The following is a 17,479-nucleotide window of genomic DNA, read 5'->3' as shown; positions in this document are numbered from 1 at the left end:
TGCCGAGAACGCCCCGCATCCGCGGGGCGTTTTTTTTTGGAGCGGACCTCGTAGGTGCGGACCGTTGGTCCGCACGATTTCGGCGCCCGTGAAAAATCATCCACGCATGGCGTGGATCTACTTTGTCCTCGCCCTTGGCTGGCACGCTTCCCCATCCACGCATGGCGTGGATCTACCACCGCATCCGCCTTCGGTAGGTGCCAACCTTGGTTGGCACGCTCTTCACCGCGCCAAGACCGCGTGATTCAAGGGTCTCGCCAGCTTCACAAGCGCTCGCGCAGCCTCAGGACGCCAGCTGCATCCGCAGCATCTGATCCGGAGCGTCCGTCCCATGAGTACCCGATTCGACCCACCCGAGCGCGGCCCGCTCGGCCCTGACGTCGCCACTGTCGTCGCCGCCCCCATCGTCGCCCCTCCAGGCGAAAGCGCCGTGTCCTGGGGCGCGATCTTCGCCGGCGCCGCCGCTGCCGCTGCACTCTCCCTCATCCTGCTGATTCTCGGCGTGGGCCTGGGGCTGTCCTCGGTGTCGCCGTGGTCGTTCGAAGGCGTCAGCAAGGAAACCTTCGGTTGGTCCAGCATCATCTGGCTCACCTTCACCGCGCTGGCGGCTTCGGGTCTGGGTGGCTATCTGGCAGGACGCCTGCGTACCAAGTGGACGCAGATTCACGGCGACGAAACCTACTTCCGCGATACCGCACATGGCTTCGTGTCGTGGGCGGTGGCCACGCTGCTCACCGCCGGTCTGCTCACCTCGGCCATCGGCGGCGTACTCGGCACGGGTGCGAAAGTGGCCGGCGCCACTGCAGGCGCCGCTGCCTCCACCGCCGGCGTTGCCGCAGCGGGCGCCGGTAGCGCCGCCGCGGCTGCGCCGGAAGGCGACCTCAACTACTGGGTGGACTCGCTGTTCCGCAGCGCCACCAGCACAGGGCCGTCTGATCCTGCAGCGCCGCCTCCGCCGGGTGCGCCGATGGATCCGAATGCGGCACCGCCGCCGCCGGCCGCAAGCGACGGCCCGCGCGACGCGCGCATGGCCGCACCTCCGCGTCCGACGCCAGGCAATGGCCCGATGGGTGATCGCCGCGAAGTGCGTGCCGAGGTGAACCGCATCATCGTCAACAGTCTGCAGGGAGATGGCCTGGATCCGGCCGACACCCAGTACCTGTCCCAGCTGATCGCGCGCGAGACCGGCATGAGTCAGGCCGAAGCGCAGGCGCGCGTGACCGATGTGCAGACACGCATGCGTGCTGCGCTGGAGAAGGCCAAGAACGCCGCCAAGCAGGCCGCCGACGACGCCCGCAAGGCAGCAGCGTATGCCGCGCTGTGGCTGTTCATCACGCTGCTGATCGGCGCGTTCTTCGCCAGCCTCAGCGCCACCTGGGGCGGCCGCCGCCGCGATCTGTAACCCCGTTCCATGCAAGGAGACCTGCCATGAAAATGATTCTGCTCTGGTTGTTGGGCGTACCGATTCCGCTGCTGATCCTGTACGCGATCTTCTTCTGATCACGCGCCAACGCGAGGTCCACACATGCGTGGATGGGTCTTTGTAGAGTCGAGCCGTGCTCGACTCTACAAAACCTTGCTTCAGGATCTGAACGAATTCTGACACTGAGTGTCGCTTTCACATCTCTCGGATCTATTGCATAGGCATCACATCCGGGGCGATAGAACCTGAGGACACTTACTCAGCCATGGAGACCACCATGAACCGACTGCTTGCCATTGCCCTCATCGCCACGCCGCTCACCCTGTTGAGCCCGCAGGGGTTCGCGCAGTACACCGGCCCAGGCGCAGGAACCGCTGTCAGCACCGTGGCCGATGCGCGCGCCCAGCGCGATGACCACCCGGTGGTGCTGCGTGGCACCCTGGTCGCCAAGCTTGGCCACGAGCGTTACCAGTTCCGCGACGCCAGTGGCCAGATCGAAGTGGAGATCGATGACGACGACCTGCCGCCGCAGGCCATTGGTGCGGACACCGTGGTGGAACTGCATGGCAAGGTCGATACGCATCGGTTCAAGCCGACCGACATCGATGTTGATCGCGTCACCGTGGTGCCTGCCGGTTGAAGCGAACGGCAGCCGAGCATGGGCTCGGCTCTACAGTAGAGCCACGCCATGCGTGGATCACGTGGAAATGACCGGAGAAGCTGTGTCTACAAAGGCGAAGCAATGAGATTCGTTGCATTTACCGAATGAGGGAAATTGCGTAAGCCTGGAACGTTGAACTAATTCAAAGATTCTTCTTAACGTTCAACGTTTTAGGAATGCTTGAATGGCCTGCAGGACAAGGGGTTCCTAACATTCTCTCCGTCGCCCGCAACCACCTCTGCGGGCGGCGCCTCCCTCCCTTTCTCCTTAGGGGAGGGGGGCTTTCTCATTCCCCCTTGTCCGAGAGAGACAACCCATGCACGCCATTCTCAAGAAGGCCGCGCTCGCTGCAGCGCTGGCCACGGCTTCGCTGTCCGCGCACGCCGTGGAAACCAAGATCTCCGTCTACGCCGACGTCGACCCGACCCTGGCCCTGCTGCGCGACGACGGCACGCCGCTGCCGGACACCGTGCAGATGACCCACGATCCTCTGCGAGGGCTGCTGCCGTCGACGCAGCAGGTGCGCATTCACTCCAACGATGACAAGGCAGACATCGACGTTCGTCTCCGCCACGATCCGTTGCTGATCAATGGCAGCACCCGCGTGCCGCTGGACGTCAGCCTGAACTCTGATGCGCTGAGCACCTCGGGCACCGAGTTCAAGGCGGCTGACCTGTTCAACGGTGCCAGCTCGACGCCGGGTGCTTCCATCGCCATGCCGCTTACCATCGCCCAGGCCGGTGCCGGCGGGCCGCTTACGGTCAAAGGTCGCTATGAAGGCGTGGTCTACATCGTCATGAACCAGAAGGCCACCACGCCGTAATCCCCGCGCCGGCCCGTACGTCGGGCCGGCTGCTTTTCCAGCGGTACCCCCATGACATCACACGCCCCCGCCATCACCCGGCTGGCGGTCGCGCTCGCCCTGGCGTTGTCCACTCCACTGGTGGCCGCACGCGGCGTCCCGCCCGGCTTCGAGGATCTGGTCGAAGGCCAGACCGAACAACTCGACATCCAGCTGTTCGGCCACTCGGCCGGGCTGTCGCCGGTGCGCGTGACCCTGGAGCACGTACTACTGGAAGATCCAGCAAGCGTGCTGCAGGCGCTCGACCTGCCCGCCGATGCGCAGGCCGCGCTGTTGCCCGCGTTGTCACAGCCCATGCCGCGCAACAGCCACCTGGCCTGCCGCTACGGTGGGGCCACCGCCGGCTGCGGTTATCTCGATCCACCGGACGACCCCGCCGCCGTGCGCGCGCTGTACGACGAAGGCGAGGGCGCGCTGCGCCTGTTCGTCGCCCGCCAGTGGATTCCCGGCAAGCCGGCTGCCGAGCGCTTCCACCGCGTCAGCGCCAACGCCGAGAACGCCTTCCTGCACCAGCAGGTGATCAATGTGAGTGGCAGCCGCGACTACCAGACGCTGTCCGCGCGTGGCACCGGCGTGCTGGGCCTGTTCGATCGCGGGCATGTCTCCGCCGAATGGAACTTCAACCAGCAGCGCTACCGCAGTCGTGGTAGTGACAGCACGTTCCAGTTCGACAACGTCTACTACCGCCACGACCTGGGGCAGGCGCACTACCTGCAGGCCGGGCGCATGGACCGCCGCAACCTGTCCAGCCCGCAGGGCGGCACCTTCAGTTTCAGCATGCTGCCGCTGGACCGCTTCCAGGGCCTGCGCGTCGGCACCACCCAGGCCTATGTGGATGCCGATGCCGCCGTGCAGGCCACGCCGCTGACCGTACTGCTGGCGCGCGACGCACGCGTGGATGCCTACGACGGCACGCGCCTGCTGCAGACCTTCTACCTGCAGGCCGGCATCAACCAGATCGACACCCGCAACTTCCCGTTCGGCAACTACAACGTCACCCTGCGCATCTACGAAGATGGCGTGCTGGTGCGCAGCGAAGACGCGCCGTTCGACAAGGGCGGCGACTGGACCAACAGCCAGTGGCAGTGGTTCGTGCAGGGCGGCAAGCGCAGCGAGCGCCGCAGTGATCGCTTCGATGGCGAACACGTGGCGGTGGCTGGCATGCGTGTGCCGCTGGGCCGCGGCGTGGCGGTGGTGGCCGGCGCTGCCGACCTCGGCGGCTTCCGCTATGGCGAGCTGCGCGTGGACCTGCGCCGCCTGTATGCCACTCAGGAACTACGCGCCAGCTTCGGCGGCATGCGCGGCAACGATGGCAGCACCGGCCAGCAGCACCAGCTGTCGTACCGCCGCACCGCGTCCTGGAACATCTACCAGCAGCGCATGCGCGGCAAGGCCTGCCAGTTCGAGGCCGACGCGCGCGACCAGCTGGGCTGCACCAACTCGCTCAGCGCCTCGATGGCGCTGCCGCTGGCCGGTGGCAGCGCCTATGTGGGCTACACGCGGCGCCAGACCTGGCGCGCGGGGCGTGTCCTGCCGGGTGCGGAGGGCGACCCTCTGGCTGGGCTGGACCCGCTGCTGCCACCGCCACCGCCGTGGCAACCGCGCCGCGAGCCGCAGCTCAGCCGCACCTGGCAGGCCAGCTACAGCCGCAGCCATCGCTGGCAGGATTTCAGTGTCTCCACCCGCGTGGGTGTGTGGCAGCAGCGTTCCAGCGACAGCCTGCGCGGCAGTGACCAGCGCGACCGCGGCATCTACTTCAACCTGAGTCTGACCCGCCTGCTGCGTGGCACCGCCGGCAGCGGCCAGCGCCGTTACAGCGTGGACGTGCGCCAGCCGCAGCATCAGCGCCCGGACATCAACTACAGCGTTGGCCACAGCCTGCGCCAGGACGTCGATGCACAGTACCGCGAGCTGTCAGCCGAACTGCGCGCCAACAACAGCGACCGCTACAGCGCCACGCTCAGTGGCCAGCTGCAGAACAGCCTGGGCCAGAGCGGCGCCACGCTGGCGCACTACCAGCAGCGCGGCCGCAGCGAGACCGCCTACAGCGGCATGCATAGCTCCGGTTTTGCACTGGGCAAGCGCGGTTTCTACTGGAGCGGCAGCAGCGGTGCCGACGCCGGCCTCGCCGTGCAGGTGGCCGACACCGACGATGTCGACCTGCGTGGCGTGGCGGCCGAACTGCAGGTGGGCGGCCTGCGCCGTCAACGCCTGCAGATCGGTGAGCGCCGGTTGCTGCCGTTGTCGTCGTACCAGTCGCACCGTGCCGAAGTGCAGGACGCCAGCACGCTGGACAGCATCGCCGCCATCCGCGTGACCGGCGTGGGTGGCGCACGACCGATGTTCCTCAGCCCCGGGCGGCTGATGCGCATGCCGGTGCCGATCGAGGTGACCTACACCTTCATCGGCAACGCCAAGGATCTTGCCGGAGCGCCGCTGGGCGGCGCCCGCATCCTCAACGCGCCGGTGCCCGGCACCAGCGCCAACGGCGGCTTCGTTGCCGACTTCCCGCGTCGCGAGACAACGCTGTACCTGCTGCAGGACGACCGCCTGCTGCACTGCCCGCTGCAGGTGCGCGAGCGCCGCCAGGTGGTGCTGCTGGTCGGCGCCGTGCACTGCGAGCCGCTGGCCGTGGCCCAGCTGCCGGCGGAGATCCGCCAGCAGGCCCGCGTGACCCGCCTGCTGCAGGAACGCGCGCTGATTGCCGCCACGCCCCAGACCGCTGCTGCAGGAGGAACGCCATGAACCGGCGTGTGTTGTTGGTGTTGATGCTGGTGTGTGCGCTGGTGGTGCTGGCGCCGAGGGCGTGGGCGCAGTGGCCGCCGGAAACGCATCCGGCGAATCAGAACCGGGACATCGTGATGTCGTGGGATCGCTCGGCGGTGCCGGGTGATGTGGAGCTGTGGGCGCCGCGGACGGTGTTGGGGTTTAGCCACGACCTGGCGATGAAATATGGGCAGATCCATGTGGTTTGTGGGTCTGCTTCTGATAGTGAGTTTGGGCGGTGCCCGACGGAAAGTGAGCCGAGCATATCAGTGGGAGCAACAGAGATTGCGTTGCGTCTCGTTGATGCTAGGACTGGTCTGCGTGCGGAGATTCGTGCAGTAGGAAGCCTGCAGCGGGCTATGTCGGGCTACCGCTGCAGTAGCGATTACTGGGACGCTGAGCGGCGCATTCTGAATGAAGCACACTGGTACAAGTGTGGTGTGGGGAGCGGGGCGGATGAGCCGCTTGGAACCGGCGTCGAGCTGATCCTGCCTCAGCGCGAGATCTCACGGCTCGTCGCCGGCCACTGGAAGGCGACGATGCGCCTGAATATCAAGGCCGACCCAGCCGCCGCGCCGGTCGCCACGGCCACCTTCAATTTCGACTTCACCGTCACCGACTACGACGCCATCTCGATCTACTTCCCGGCCTTCGATGGTGTCGCCCCCCTGGTCAACATGGATCTGCGCTACGACCCCATCCGCAAGGTCGTCGCCGGGCGCAAGGAAGTGGACATGTGCCTGTACGACGGCGTGGGCTCGCAGAGCGAATTCCTCGGCGTCACCGTGCGTGATAGCGGGCCTCGGCCACCGCCCGGGCGGGACTTCGCGGTCTGGCATCAGGACGGCGGCAGCGACGACACCCAGCGTCTCGACTACCAGGTCGGCCTGAACTACGGCGGCAACCTGCTGGCGATGAAGCACGGCGAAGAACAGCTGCTGCGCGGCATCGACAGCGCACAGCTGCGCATGGTGCTGCTGCCGGGCATCAGCCAACCCGTGTACTGCGTGCCCACGCCGCTGACGCTGGAAACACCGCCCACGCCCATCGCCAGCAAACGCCCCGGTCTCTACGACGGCGAGCTGACGGTGGAGCTGCGCGTGCCGACCGTCAAACCCTGATCCCCACGGAGGCTCATCATGAAGAAGCTGCTGTTCTGCCTGTTGCCGTTGAGTGCACTGCTGGCCCCGCCGGCACAGGCCAATCTGTCCATTCATCCAATGCGCGCAGCGGTGGATGCAAAGCACGGCACGAAGATCCGCGTGTACTCGCAATCCACCCAGCCGCAGTACGTGCAGGCACGCCTGCTGCGCATCAGCAACCCGGCACAGGTGGGTGAGGAAGAGATCGAAGTGGAAGCCGCCGATGCGGCGATTGCCATCACCCCCGGCAAGTTCGCACTCAGCGGTGGTGGCAATCGTCTGATCCGGGTGATTCCGCTGCAGACGGTCGAAAAGGAGGCGGCCTATCGCATCTACTTCGAGGGCGTGAATGGCCCCGACGGCACCATTCTGGAAGGCGACGAGCAGGCGGCGCAGGCCAACGTCGGCGTCAGCCTGGTCTGGGGGGCGCTGGTGAACGTCGTGCCTGCCAAGGGCAGCGTGGATCTGCAACTGCAGGGCAACACCCTGCGCAACACCGGCACGCTGCGTGTGGGCATCACCGGTGCTGCCGAGTGCAGCGCCGGTGGCGTGTGCACGCCGCTTGAGCTGTCCAGAAGTCTCTACCCCGACGCTGCGCTGACCTTGCCGTTCCAGCTCCAGCCGGGCAGCACCCTGCAGTTGCAGTACCGACTGTCCAACGACGGATATCGCGATCACGTAACGACCCTGGCGCCGAGCGCCTGACCTTCTATCGCCCCGCGCAAGCGCGGGCTTCATTTCCCTTTGGTGTTAAGGAGAACAAGCATGAATCGAATCTATCGACGTATCTGGAGCGTGGCCAAGCAGTGCTGGGTGGTGGGCAGCGAGTTGAGCAGTCCACGCGGGAAATCCTCCCGGACCAAGCCGCGGTTGCTGGTACTGGCGGCTGTTGCATCGGTCGGGATGTCTGCATCAGCCCAAGAGCGCCCGAAGGATGAGTATGAGAACGGAGAGGCTCAGGAAGAGGTGACCAGGTTCCTGGCCAGCTCTCCCATGATCTCTTCGCTGTTCGCTGCGCAACCGCGCAAGATCGTGGTGCAAGGCGCCATCGTCAATGATGCCTACTACAAAGACTCAACCCTCAACGGTGACATGCAGATGATTCTGGGCTCGAGATCCAGCATCAGCGGTTGGGGTTCGGTGGCCGTCGGCACCGCGTCGGCGCTGTCAGGGAAGGGGAGCGTACTCCTCGGAAATGAGGCGATTGCAAAGGGTGACAGGAACGTGGTGGTTGGGTACAAGTCGGAAGCCACAAGCGGCTACTCGACGGTGCTGGGTGCGAGTTCGGTTGCGTCGGGCGTCGGCACCACTGCTATCGGTCACGATGCTCGCGCCTACGCTCAGAACTCCATAGCAGTAGGTAGTGGCGCCCGCACAGTTGAAAGCACGGCGGGTGTGTCCCGCATCGCGATCGGAGGGAATGCATTTGCGGGAACCGCTGGCTACTCGGGAGCAATCGCCTTGGGCGGAAACTCGCGTGCAGAGTTCAGCGGCGTTGCGCTCGGTCATCATGCGAAGGCACTGGCTGATGGATCGGCCGCCATCGGCGCCAACTCTGAAGCGACCGAGGCGAACTCGGTCTCCGTTGGCAACGCGTCGACCAAGCGACGAATCGTCAACGTGGCTGATGCGCGCTTGAGTGCGACAAGCACGGATGCCGTTACCGGCAAGCAGCTGTTTGCAACCCAAACCCTTGCGCAATCGGTCAACAATCGGGTGGATGCGACAGCACTGGCGCTTGGCAAGGGGGCATTGGCAGAGTCGAATACCACCTATGGCGCAAGCACGGCAGTCGGCAACAACGCCAAAGGCTACAACGGCGCGAGCGTTGCGCTAGGCGATGACGCGCGCGCCGGCGTCGATGTGGCGGGAAACAAGGTCAATGGCAGGGCGGGCGGCGTCTCGGTGGGGTCCGGTACCCGGAGTGCGCACGGTGCCGTGGCCATGGGTCACAAGGCCGTTGCGGGTGGCAATTTCTCTGTTGCGATCGGTTCGGATGCCGTCGCCAATGAAGAGCTGAGTACCGCTTTCGGGAAAGCCAGTATCGCCGGGGCCCAGCAGACGACGGCCCTGGGGCGAGGAACGCAGGCAACGGCGAAGTTCGCCACCGCAGTGGGCAATCTTGCGAGGGCAACGGGCGTCAGTTCACTGGCCCTTGGAAACGGTGCACATGCAGGGCACGAGAACGCAGTTGCGCTGGGGGCTGGTTCGGTCACCGCCTCGGCCAATTCCGTGTCCGTGGGCAACGCAAAGTCCACGCGGAGGATCCAGTACGTCGCCGATGGTGTGGTGGGTGCCGGCAGCACCGATGCCATTACCGGCAATCAGTTGTTCCAGACCAATACCCGGCTCTCGGCCGTGGAGAAGACCGCCGGCGATGTCACGGGTGAGCTGGTCGCGGTAAAGTCAATTGCGCAGGCCGCGACGAATCGTATCGACGCGGCCACCTTGGCCTTGGGCAAGGGCGCCAGCGCGGAGAACGGCAGCTTCGGTATCAGCACTGCACTCGGCAACAACGCCAAAGCGTACAACGGCCGCAGCGTAGCGCTGGGCGATGACGCACGCGCTGGTGTGGATGCGGATGGTAACAAGGTGGCGAACCAGAATGCGGGTGTCTCGGTTGGCGCCGGAACCCGTAGCGCCAACGGTGCCGTAGCAACCGGCTTCCGTGCAAATGCAAGCGGCAACTTCTCTATTGCTGTGGGCGGCGACGCCAAGGCCGAGGCAGAGCATGGCACTGCGGTTGGCTATCTGAGCAAAGCCAGCGCCAGCCAGGCAACGGCACTGGGGCGGGGTAGCGAGGCGACGGCAAAGTTCGCCAGTGCGCTGGGCAATCTGGCCAAGGCTACGAACACCAGCTCTGTGGCGCTGGGTGACCGCGCTCAGGCCTCGCATGAGAATGCCGTTGCCTTGGGTGCAGGTGCAGTGACGGCCTCGGCCAATTCGGTATCGGTGGGCAGCACCAGCAGGAAGCGGAAGATCCAGTACATTGCCGATGGTGCGGTGGGCGCCGGCAGCACCGATGCCATCACCGGCAACCAGCTTCATGCCACCAACCAGGCCGTGACCAAGGCCCAGACAGCAGCTGACGGCGCGACGACCACCGCCAATGCCGCAAAGGTGGAATCGGGCAAGGCACTGGCCGAGACGGTGGTGCTGGGTGGCCTGGTGAACCAGACCGCTGCCAATGGCAGTGTTCGTCTGGGTCAGAAGAACAGTGGCACGCAGCTGGATGTGCGCAACAGCGCCAATGCAAATCGCAGGATCGTGGGCGTCGCCGACGGGGCCATCAGCGCGACCAGTAACGAGGCCGTGACCGGCAAGCAGCTCCATGAAACCAACGCGAACGTGACTGCGGCACAGACGGCAGCCGCCGCGGCGAAGGTCAGCGCGGACACAGCACTGGCTGATACTGGAGTGCTGAAGGGTCTTGTCGGTCAAGTCACTGCCAACGGCAACGTTCGTGTTGGCGAGAAGAACAGCGGCACCGTGCTCGATGTACGCAACAGCGCGAATGCGAATCGGAAGCTGACCGGCGTAGCCGATGGTGCGGTCAGCGCCAGCAGCTATGAGGCCGTCAACGGCAGGCAGCTCAACGCGACCAATGACAAGGTGGCGACGGTGGAGGGCATTGCCAAGTCTGCGGGCACGGAAGCTGCCGTGGCAAAGGGAGATGCAGCCAAGGCGATGGCTGAGACAGTGGCGCTGGGTGGGTTGGTGGCGGAGGTATCCGCGACTGGCAATGTGCGCTTGGGTGAGAAGAACAGTGGTACGACGTTGGATGTGCGTAACAGTACCAATGCTAATCGGAAGATCAGTGGTGTGGCGGATGGGGTATTGAGCGCCAGCAGTGCCGAAGCTGTGTCTGGTAGGCAGCTGTATTCAACCAATTCACGCGTCTCAGGCCTGGAGGGTGTCGCGCAGTTTGTGAGTATCGGGTCAGCCCCCTTCAGTGAGCGCGCAGAAGCCGGTATGGCAGGTGTCGCGGTCGGAAATTCTGCCAAGACGGGACTGGATGGAGGAACCGCGGTAGGCACGTTTGCGGAGGCGATGGGGAAGAACTCCACCTCAGTTGGTCGTGGAGCAGCCGTCTCTGTGGATTCCGAGAGTGGATTCGCAATGGGAGCAGGTTCACAGGTCGGCGGAGACGCTGGCGGTGCGCGTGGAGGTGTGGCGATTGGTGCTAGCGCAAGAGTTGAAGGCGGAGCTCACGGATCGCTGGCACTAGGAAATGGTTCCCAAGCAGATGAAGTTGGAGTTGCGTCATTTGGTGGTGTTGGCATTCAGCGCCGCCTTGTAAACATCGCGCGCGGTACAGCTGATCACAACGCCACCACAGTCGCTCAGCTCAGTGATTCCCTAGCCACCCTCGGCGGCGGCGCAGGCATGGATGCCAGCGGCAACATCATCGCCCCGACCTACACGGTGCAGGGAGGAACGCAGAGCACCGTCGAGGATGCGCTGACGGCACTCGATGGCGCGGTCGTCACCGCAGGCCGTCGCGCGGACAAGGTGGAAGGCCAGCTTAGCTCGATCTTCCAGGATTCGCCTTCGGCCCGCGCCGACGGCATGAACCAGATCGCGCTGAATGGCGTGAACGGCATGGTGCTGACCAATCTTGCCGATGGCCGAGTGGTACCAGGAAGCCGCGATGCCGTAACAGGCAACCAGCTGTACGCCGCAGAGCAGAAGATCTCGCAGAATCGGAATGATCTGGACGCGATGCGCAAGGAGCGGGAGATGGGGCAGCAGGCAATGCGAGGAATGGATGCAAACGGACCGATCGACTTCGGTGGTGCGCGTTTGACTGGCATCGCCGAGGCGAAGCTTTCGGCTGATAGCTCGGACGTTGTGCGCGGCAGTCAGCTCTTCTCGACGAACACTCGACTGAACGTGGTCGAACGCAAAGCTGAGTACTTTGATTTTGGGTCAAGTGTTCCGGATCTGGAGTGGAGGGCTCCACGTGCCGGACGTGCCGGGGTCGCGATTGGCGAGGGGGCAGTGGCATCACTATTGAAGGATGGCGCTGTCGCAGTGGGCTTCTACGCAACCGCGCACGGTGAGAACTCTGTGGCTCTTGGTCGCGCGGCTTGGGTTCAGCCCGGCGCAGACCATGGATTTGCACTCGGCACACGATCCATAGTTGAGGAGCGTGGTGGCATTGCGCTTGGCGCGGGCAGCCTCGTGAAGAAGGGGGCATTGAACAGTGTTGCGGTCGGAAACAACTCTGTAGCTCATGAAAGCCAGACCGTGTCCTTTGGGGGCGGTTTACTGCAACGCCGCCTCGTAAACATCGCCAACGGCACCGCCAACCACAACGCCGCCACCGTCGGCCAGCTGCGTGGTGCACTCTCCGCCCTCGGTGGCGAGGTGGATGCCAACGGCAACATCGTCGCCCCGCGCTTCAACGTCCAGGGCCAGGCGCAGTCCACCTTGAATGGCGCACTTGAAGCACTGGATGGCGCGGTCGTCACCAACACCTCGCGCGTGGACAAGGTCGAAACCCAGCTCCGCTCCGTGTTCCAGGACACCCCCTCGGTCCGCGCCGATGGTGTCAACCAGCTCACCCTCGCCGGTGCCAACGGCATGGTCATTTCCAACGTGGCAAACGGCCTGATCGCGGCCGGCAGCCGTGACGCGGTCAACGGTGGCCAGCTGCATTCGATGCAGCAGCAGCTCAACGGCCGCATGGATGGGCTGGAGCAGCGCATCGACGACGCCCCGGCTCCGCGTGCACTGGCGTCGTCCTCGGTGCCGAAGCCGCAGGCCGAGGAAACTCCTGTGCTTCCGGAAGGCAAGGACTCCCAGCAGGTCGCTTCGGTAGGCGAGGGCGACAATCCCACACCACAGCCGAAGGCCAACAGGGACGACTCGCCGAAGCCGCAGGTCGACACCGCCGAGCTGGAGAAGATGCTGGCCCGCGCCAACGAGTACACCGATGGTGCGATCAGCAACTTCGAACGCCGCCTGGACAAGATGGACAAGCGCTTCAACCGCATGGCGGCGATGAGCAGCGCGCAGACGGCGATGGCGATGAACACCGCCGGCCTGGCCACCTACAACCGCCTTGGTGCGGGCGTGGGTTACAGCGAGGGTGAGTCGGCCATGGCGGTGGGTTACCAGCGCGTGCTCAACGAGAAGGGCTCGGCCACCTTCAGCCTCAATGGGGCGTTCACCAACAGCGGTGAGCGCAGCATGGGCGTCGGCGTAGGCATCGGCTGGTAAGCCATGGAGCCCCGGCGTGACGCGCGTACTCCACCCCGCCGCGCCGGGGTCCTCGCCCAGGAGATGGCGATGTACAGATGGGTAAAGGGAATCATCAGCTATCGCACGTTCTACATCTGGCGGGCGCGCTATCGCTACTACACACGGAACCTGGATCTGTGGACGCTGATGAGCGGGCTGTGCATCGCCGGTCTGTTGCTGGTGCTGTGGTACATGTGGCGGATGCTGAGCGTGCCGACGCCGCGCGTGCATCCGGAGACAGCGGCGCTGCGCATCGAGGGTGTCACCAGAGAGGCGATCCATCGCATCGTGCTGGTGCGCCACGCGGGCAGCACGCCGGGTGCTCCGTTCACTACGCCGGAGGAGGTGCGGGCGAGCACGCTGCGCACGATGCGGGTACGGCAGGTGATGGACAGCGAAGTGGTGTGGCGGCTGAAAGCCGACATGCTGGCGGACATCGCTGACTACATCACCGCCACAGGTGGGTGCTTTCCCTACGATTGTCGGCGGGTGCTGGATCGGTTGGACTACGTGCGCCAGGCCGGTGTGGAGAATGCGCAGATCAACGCGGCGCTGGCGACGATCCTGGAGGTGTCGTTGGACCAGATGCCGTCGTTGGAGGCAGACGAGCATGAGCGGGTGAAGAGTGGTTGGTCGGATGGGTTCAACGACATCTACTACCAGTCCTGGGTGTTGCGGGACCTGCAGGCCATGCACGCACAGATGATGCGGGAGTATCCGCAGCGTGCCCCCGCACCGTGGTTGCCGCGGCTGCTCAGCGACCCGCTGCGCGATACCCGTTTTGTCTGGTAGCGGGAGCAAGATGGGCATCATCTGCCAGAGCAGGTAACACCGCTTTTGTAGAGTCGAGCTTGCTCGACTGCTCTCCGCTCAGCCATCGAAATGCACGAAGCACAGTGCGGACCAGCGGTCCGCACCTACCAAACACGGGTGCAGCGCCCCTGTAGAGTCGAGCCATGCTCGACTGCTCTCCGCTCAGCCATCGAAATGCCCGAAGCACAGTGCGGACCAACGGTCCGCACCCACCCAAGGCAGGCACGGCTGCGCTCGCCGGCCATGGACCGGCGCTACCGTCACCCGCCGATGTACGCGGTGATCTCCGCTTCGGCCAGCACCTGCCGCAACTGTGCCACCGACGCGCGTCGCATCGGCTTCTCATCCACCGGTGACAGTGGTGCCTGGCGCAGGGCGTCGTAGGGCAGCACGGCCAGGTCGAAGGTCAGCTCTTCGGCACTGAACACCCACACCGGCACGTCGAGGCAGCGTTCGCGGTCCATGCGCAGGCGGCGGGTTCGCGATTCGGCGGGGATGCCGTGTTCGTCCAGGAAGCGGTGCACGGCTTCCGGGTCGTCACTGTGCAGGTGCAGCTGCACGGGGCTATTGGCGTCGGCGGTGCCGTCCAGTACCGGACCGGCCAGGCGCGGGGAGAAGCCGTGCAGGAACTCCAGGGCACGCATGGCGGCTTCGCGGCGGCGCTGCAGTTCGTTGCCGTGCTGGGGCCCGGAGAACAGCCGCTGGTACTCGCGCAGGGCGTCTTCGATCTCGGTATTGCGGGGCAGGGAGGCATCGTCGTGGATGCCGAGCCGGCTGGCGGCCTTCAACTTGGCCTGGTGGTAGTCGCGGATTCCGCCTTCGGCCATCAGGCGAGCGGCTTCGTGGGCGAGGCGGTGGCGCCGCTCGCGGGTCTGGCTGGCAGCATGCTGACGGGCGCGATGCATGCGATGACTCCCTGTTGCGACCTGGCTACAGACTAGCGCACGGATGTGACATCTGCGTGGGTATTTCGCGGAGGTGCCAACCCACGGTTGGCACCCCAACATCCTTCCTCAGAAGATATCGAACGCGGCGGCGTCGGCCTGCGGGGTATTGAGGTTCAGGTCGTAGTCGGTCAGGCGGTCCATGTCTTCCACCTTCACCCACTCGGTAGCACCGTTGAGGGTGGCCTGGACCATGCCGCTGGGCGGGTCGTTCTGCGCGATCGGGGTGTCCTTCAGCGCGGTGCGCATGTAGTCGATCCAGATCGGCAGGGCGGCCTTGCCACCGTATTCGCGGTAGCCCAGCGAACGGAAGTCGTCGCGGCCCACCCACACGGTGGTCACGTACGGGCCGCCGAAGCCGGAGAACCAGGCGTCGCGGTGGTCGTTGGTGGAGCCGGTCTTGCCGCCCACGTCCTCGCGGCCGAGCACCTTGGCCTGGGCACCGGTACCGCGCTGGACCACGTCACGCATCATCGACACCAGCTGGTACGCGGTGCGGGCGTCGATCGCGCGCGGGGCGGTGCGGGCATCGGGGTTGACCGGCGCGGCCGGGGTTTCGGTCTTGGCTTCGGCCTTGGCGGCAGCAGCCGGGTCCACCTTCGGGGCCGGGGCACCGAAGTTGAAGCCGTCCACCACCTGGTTGACCGGCTGGTCGCTGCTGCCGGCGCAGTCGCGGCAGGCCAGTGCCGGGTTTTCCTTGAACACCAGGTTGCCGTCGCGGTCGTTCACCTGGTCGATCAGCCAGGTGTCCACGCGCGAGCCGCCGTTGGCGAACACGGCGTAGCCGCGGGCCACCGACAACGGGGTCAGCGAGGCGGTACCCAGCGACATCGACAGGTTCGGCGGCAGTTCCGATTCGGCAAAGCCGAACTCGCTGATGTACTTGCGCGCGTAGTCCACGCCCATGCCATCGAGCAGGCGCACCGAGACCAGGTTGCGCGACTGCACCAGCGCTTCACGCAGGCGCATCGGGCCGCGGAAGCCGCCACCGTCGTTCTGCGGGGCCCAGGTCTTGCCGCGGCGGTCGCGGAACACGACCGGGGCGTCGAGCACGATCGAGGCCGGGTTGTAGCCCTTGTCGAAGGCGGCCGCGTAGACGAACGGCTTGAAGCTCGAACCCGGCTGGCGACGGGCCTGGGTAGCGCGGTTGAATTTGTTGCCGGAGAAGCTGAAGCCACCCACCAGCGCCTTCAACGCGCCGTTGTGGGCATCCAGCGAGACCAGTGCGGACTGGCCGCGCGGGATCTGGTCCAGCAGCCACTCACCTTCCTTGGCACCGGCGCGCACGCGCACGATGTCGCCGCGCTGCACCAGCTTGCCCGGGGTCTTGTTGGTCCACTTGGCGGCGCCGGCCGGCAGCACGATCTCGCTGCGGTTGGCCAGCACCACCGTTGCGCTGCCATCGGCACCGGTGCTGGCGACGATGGCCGGCAGCAGGCCGGCCTGGCCGTACATGCCACGCAGGTGCTCGGCCAGGGCAGCGGCGTCTTCGCCGGCACCCACCTGCACCTGCTTCTCCACGCCGTGCCAGCCGTGGCGGTGGTCGTACAGCAGCAGGCCGTCGCGCACCGACTGGTTGGCGGCGGTCTGCAGGGTGGCATCGATGGTGGTGGTGACGTGGTAACCCTTGTTGACCACATCGCCGCCGAAGCGGGCGATCATTTCCTGGCGCACCAGCTCGGCCACGTAAGGGGCATCGACCTGCACCGGCGGCTCATGCGCGGTGGCGTGCATCGGCACGGCCTTGGCCGCGTCGGCCTCGGCCTGGCTGACGAACTTCAGGTCGGCCATGCGCTGCAGCACATAGTTGTCGCGGCGCTGGCGGGCACGTTCCGGGTTGGAGATCGGGTTGCCCGAAGACGGGAACTTGGGGATGCCGGCTAGCGAGGCCATTTCATCCAGGTCCAGCTCGTTCAGCTTCTTGCCGTAGTAGAACTCGGCGGCGGCGGCCACGCCGTAGGCGCGGTTGCCGAAGAAACTCTTGTTCAGGTACAGCTCGAAGATCTCGTCCTTGCTCAGCTCGGACTCGATCTTCCGCGCCAGCAGGATCTCGGCCAGCTTGCGGGTGTAGCTGTACTCGGAGCTGAGGAAGAACTGGCGGGCCACCTGCTGGGTGATGGTCGAGCCACCCGGCACGCGCTTGTCGTTGGTGGTGGCCAGCAGCCACACCGCTCGGCCGATGCCCATGTAGTCCACACCGCCATGCTCGTAGAAGCGGGCATCCTCGGTGGCCAGGAACGCCTGCTTCAGGCGCTCGGGCACGTCCTTCATGGTGATGGGGGTACGGCGGGTCTCGCCGAACACCGCCATCAGTTTGCCGTCGGCGGCATAGACGTACATGGGCTCCTGCATTTCCACGTCGCGCAGGGTCTGCACGTCGGGAAGCTTGGAGGACACGGCGTAGTACAGACCGCCCACGGCGGCCGCGCCGATCAGCGCCAGGACCAGGACAATCAGGAAGATCCAGCGCAGCCAGCGGCGGAGTCGAGTCATCGGGTTCAGATTCCGATTGCGAATTTCGTGGTCGCAGAGTATAGATTACGCAAGGTGGCGGCTGGGGTCGGCACCGGGGAGCGCAAGGGGAACAGTCAGGGGCTGCATGGTGAATCCGTGAGGGACTTC

Annotated in this window: 10 protein-coding genes; 8 read left to right on the top strand and 2 right to left on the bottom strand. The window is 65.5% G+C overall.

The window, feature by feature from the left end; genetic code table 11:
- Positions 1–331 precede the first annotated feature (331 nt).
- The 8 genes from ACZK33_RS19005 to ACZK33_RS18970 all read left to right on the top strand — a co-directional run bounded on the left by ACZK33_RS19005 (position 332) and on the right by ACZK33_RS18970 (position 13,892).
- On the top strand, positions 332–1,402 hold the full coding sequence (locus tag ACZK33_RS19005; RefSeq protein ID WP_423174860.1) for a hypothetical protein: 1,071 nt from the start codon (positions 332–334) through the stop codon (positions 1,400–1,402).
- A 298-nt stretch (positions 1,403–1,700) separates the two neighbouring features.
- Positions 1,701–2,063: a NirD/YgiW/YdeI family stress tolerance protein gene (locus ACZK33_RS19000; RefSeq protein WP_329811380.1), complete on the top strand. Its 363-nt coding sequence runs from the start codon at positions 1,701–1,703 to the stop codon at positions 2,061–2,063.
- Positions 2,064–2,400: 337 nt separating this feature from the next.
- A complete protein-coding gene (locus tag ACZK33_RS18995) occupies positions 2,401–2,907 on the top strand; it encodes a CS1 type fimbrial major subunit (protein ID WP_329893108.1) in 507 nt (168 codons plus the stop codon).
- A 51-nt stretch (positions 2,908–2,958) separates the two neighbouring features.
- Positions 2,959–5,691 (top strand): TcfC E-set like domain-containing protein, encoded by a 2,733-nt coding sequence (locus tag ACZK33_RS18990; RefSeq protein ID WP_423174859.1) that lies wholly within the window; start codon positions 2,959–2,961, stop codon positions 5,689–5,691.
- Positions 5,688–6,833, top strand: coding sequence for a CfaE/CblD family pilus tip adhesin (locus ACZK33_RS18985; protein WP_423174858.1), 1,146 nt, complete (start codon positions 5,688–5,690; stop codon positions 6,831–6,833). The genes ACZK33_RS18990 and ACZK33_RS18985 overlap by 4 nt, the downstream gene beginning before the upstream one ends.
- 18 nt (positions 6,834–6,851) lie before the next feature.
- Positions 6,852–7,559 (top strand): pilus assembly protein, encoded by a 708-nt coding sequence (locus tag ACZK33_RS18980; protein ID WP_423174857.1) that lies wholly within the window; start codon positions 6,852–6,854, stop codon positions 7,557–7,559.
- Positions 7,560–7,619: 60 nt separating this feature from the next.
- Positions 7,620–13,079, top strand: a complete 5,460-nt coding sequence (locus ACZK33_RS18975) for an ESPR-type extended signal peptide-containing protein (protein WP_423174856.1) — start codon at positions 7,620–7,622, stop codon at positions 13,077–13,079.
- Positions 13,080–13,148: 69 nt separating this feature from the next.
- Positions 13,149–13,892 carry a hypothetical protein gene (locus ACZK33_RS18970; RefSeq protein ID WP_107432127.1) on the top strand — a complete coding sequence of 248 codons (744 nt, stop codon included), beginning with the start codon at positions 13,149–13,151 and terminating at the stop codon, positions 13,890–13,892.
- Positions 13,893–14,173: 281 nt separating this feature from the next.
- Here ACZK33_RS18970 and ACZK33_RS18965 read toward each other — a convergent pair whose 3' ends face one another.
- Together ACZK33_RS18965 and ACZK33_RS18960 are read right to left on the bottom strand one after the other, a co-directional pair.
- Positions 14,174–14,818 carry a hypothetical protein gene (locus ACZK33_RS18965; RefSeq protein ID WP_010484059.1) on the bottom strand — a complete coding sequence of 215 codons (645 nt, stop codon included), beginning with the start codon at positions 14,816–14,818 and terminating at the stop codon, positions 14,174–14,176.
- A gap of 108 nt (positions 14,819–14,926) precedes the next feature.
- Entirely contained in the window at positions 14,927–17,350 is a 2,424-nt protein-coding gene (locus tag ACZK33_RS18960) for a penicillin-binding protein 1A (protein ID WP_132810710.1), read from the bottom strand.
- Between the last annotated feature and the right edge of the window lie 129 nt (positions 17,351–17,479).

The sequence above is a fragment of the Stenotrophomonas sp. 86156_Sma genome, from assembly GCF_056481625.1.
Note: the sequence above shows the minus strand (reverse complement) of the source record. Positions and strands in the feature narration are given on the sequence as shown.

Excerpts from the sequence above, each read along its gene's own strand:
- ACZK33_RS19005 (WP_423174860.1), top strand. The coding sequence starts at position 332 with ATGAGTACCCGATTCGACCCACCCGAGCGCGGCCCGCTCGGCCCTGAC.
- ACZK33_RS18975 (WP_423174856.1), top strand. The coding sequence starts at position 7,620 with ATGAATCGAATCTATCGACGTATCTGGAGCGTGGCCAAGCAGTGCTGG.
- ACZK33_RS18995 (WP_329893108.1), top strand. The coding sequence starts at position 2,401 with ATGCACGCCATTCTCAAGAAGGCCGCGCTCGCTGCAGCGCTGGCCACG.
- ACZK33_RS19000 (WP_329811380.1), top strand. The coding sequence starts at position 1,701 with ATGAACCGACTGCTTGCCATTGCCCTCATCGCCACGCCGCTCACCCTG.
- ACZK33_RS18985 (WP_423174858.1), top strand. The coding sequence starts at position 5,688 with ATGAACCGGCGTGTGTTGTTGGTGTTGATGCTGGTGTGTGCGCTGGTG.
- ACZK33_RS18970 (WP_107432127.1), top strand. The coding sequence starts at position 13,149 with ATGTACAGATGGGTAAAGGGAATCATCAGCTATCGCACGTTCTACATC.
- ACZK33_RS18965 (WP_010484059.1), bottom strand. The coding sequence starts at position 14,818 with ATGCATCGCGCCCGTCAGCATGCTGCCAGCCAGACCCGCGAGCGGCGC.
- ACZK33_RS18990 (WP_423174859.1), top strand. The coding sequence starts at position 2,959 with ATGACATCACACGCCCCCGCCATCACCCGGCTGGCGGTCGCGCTCGCC.
- ACZK33_RS18980 (WP_423174857.1), top strand. The coding sequence starts at position 6,852 with ATGAAGAAGCTGCTGTTCTGCCTGTTGCCGTTGAGTGCACTGCTGGCC.
- ACZK33_RS18960 (WP_132810710.1), bottom strand. The coding sequence starts at position 17,350 with ATGACTCGACTCCGCCGCTGGCTGCGCTGGATCTTCCTGATTGTCCTG.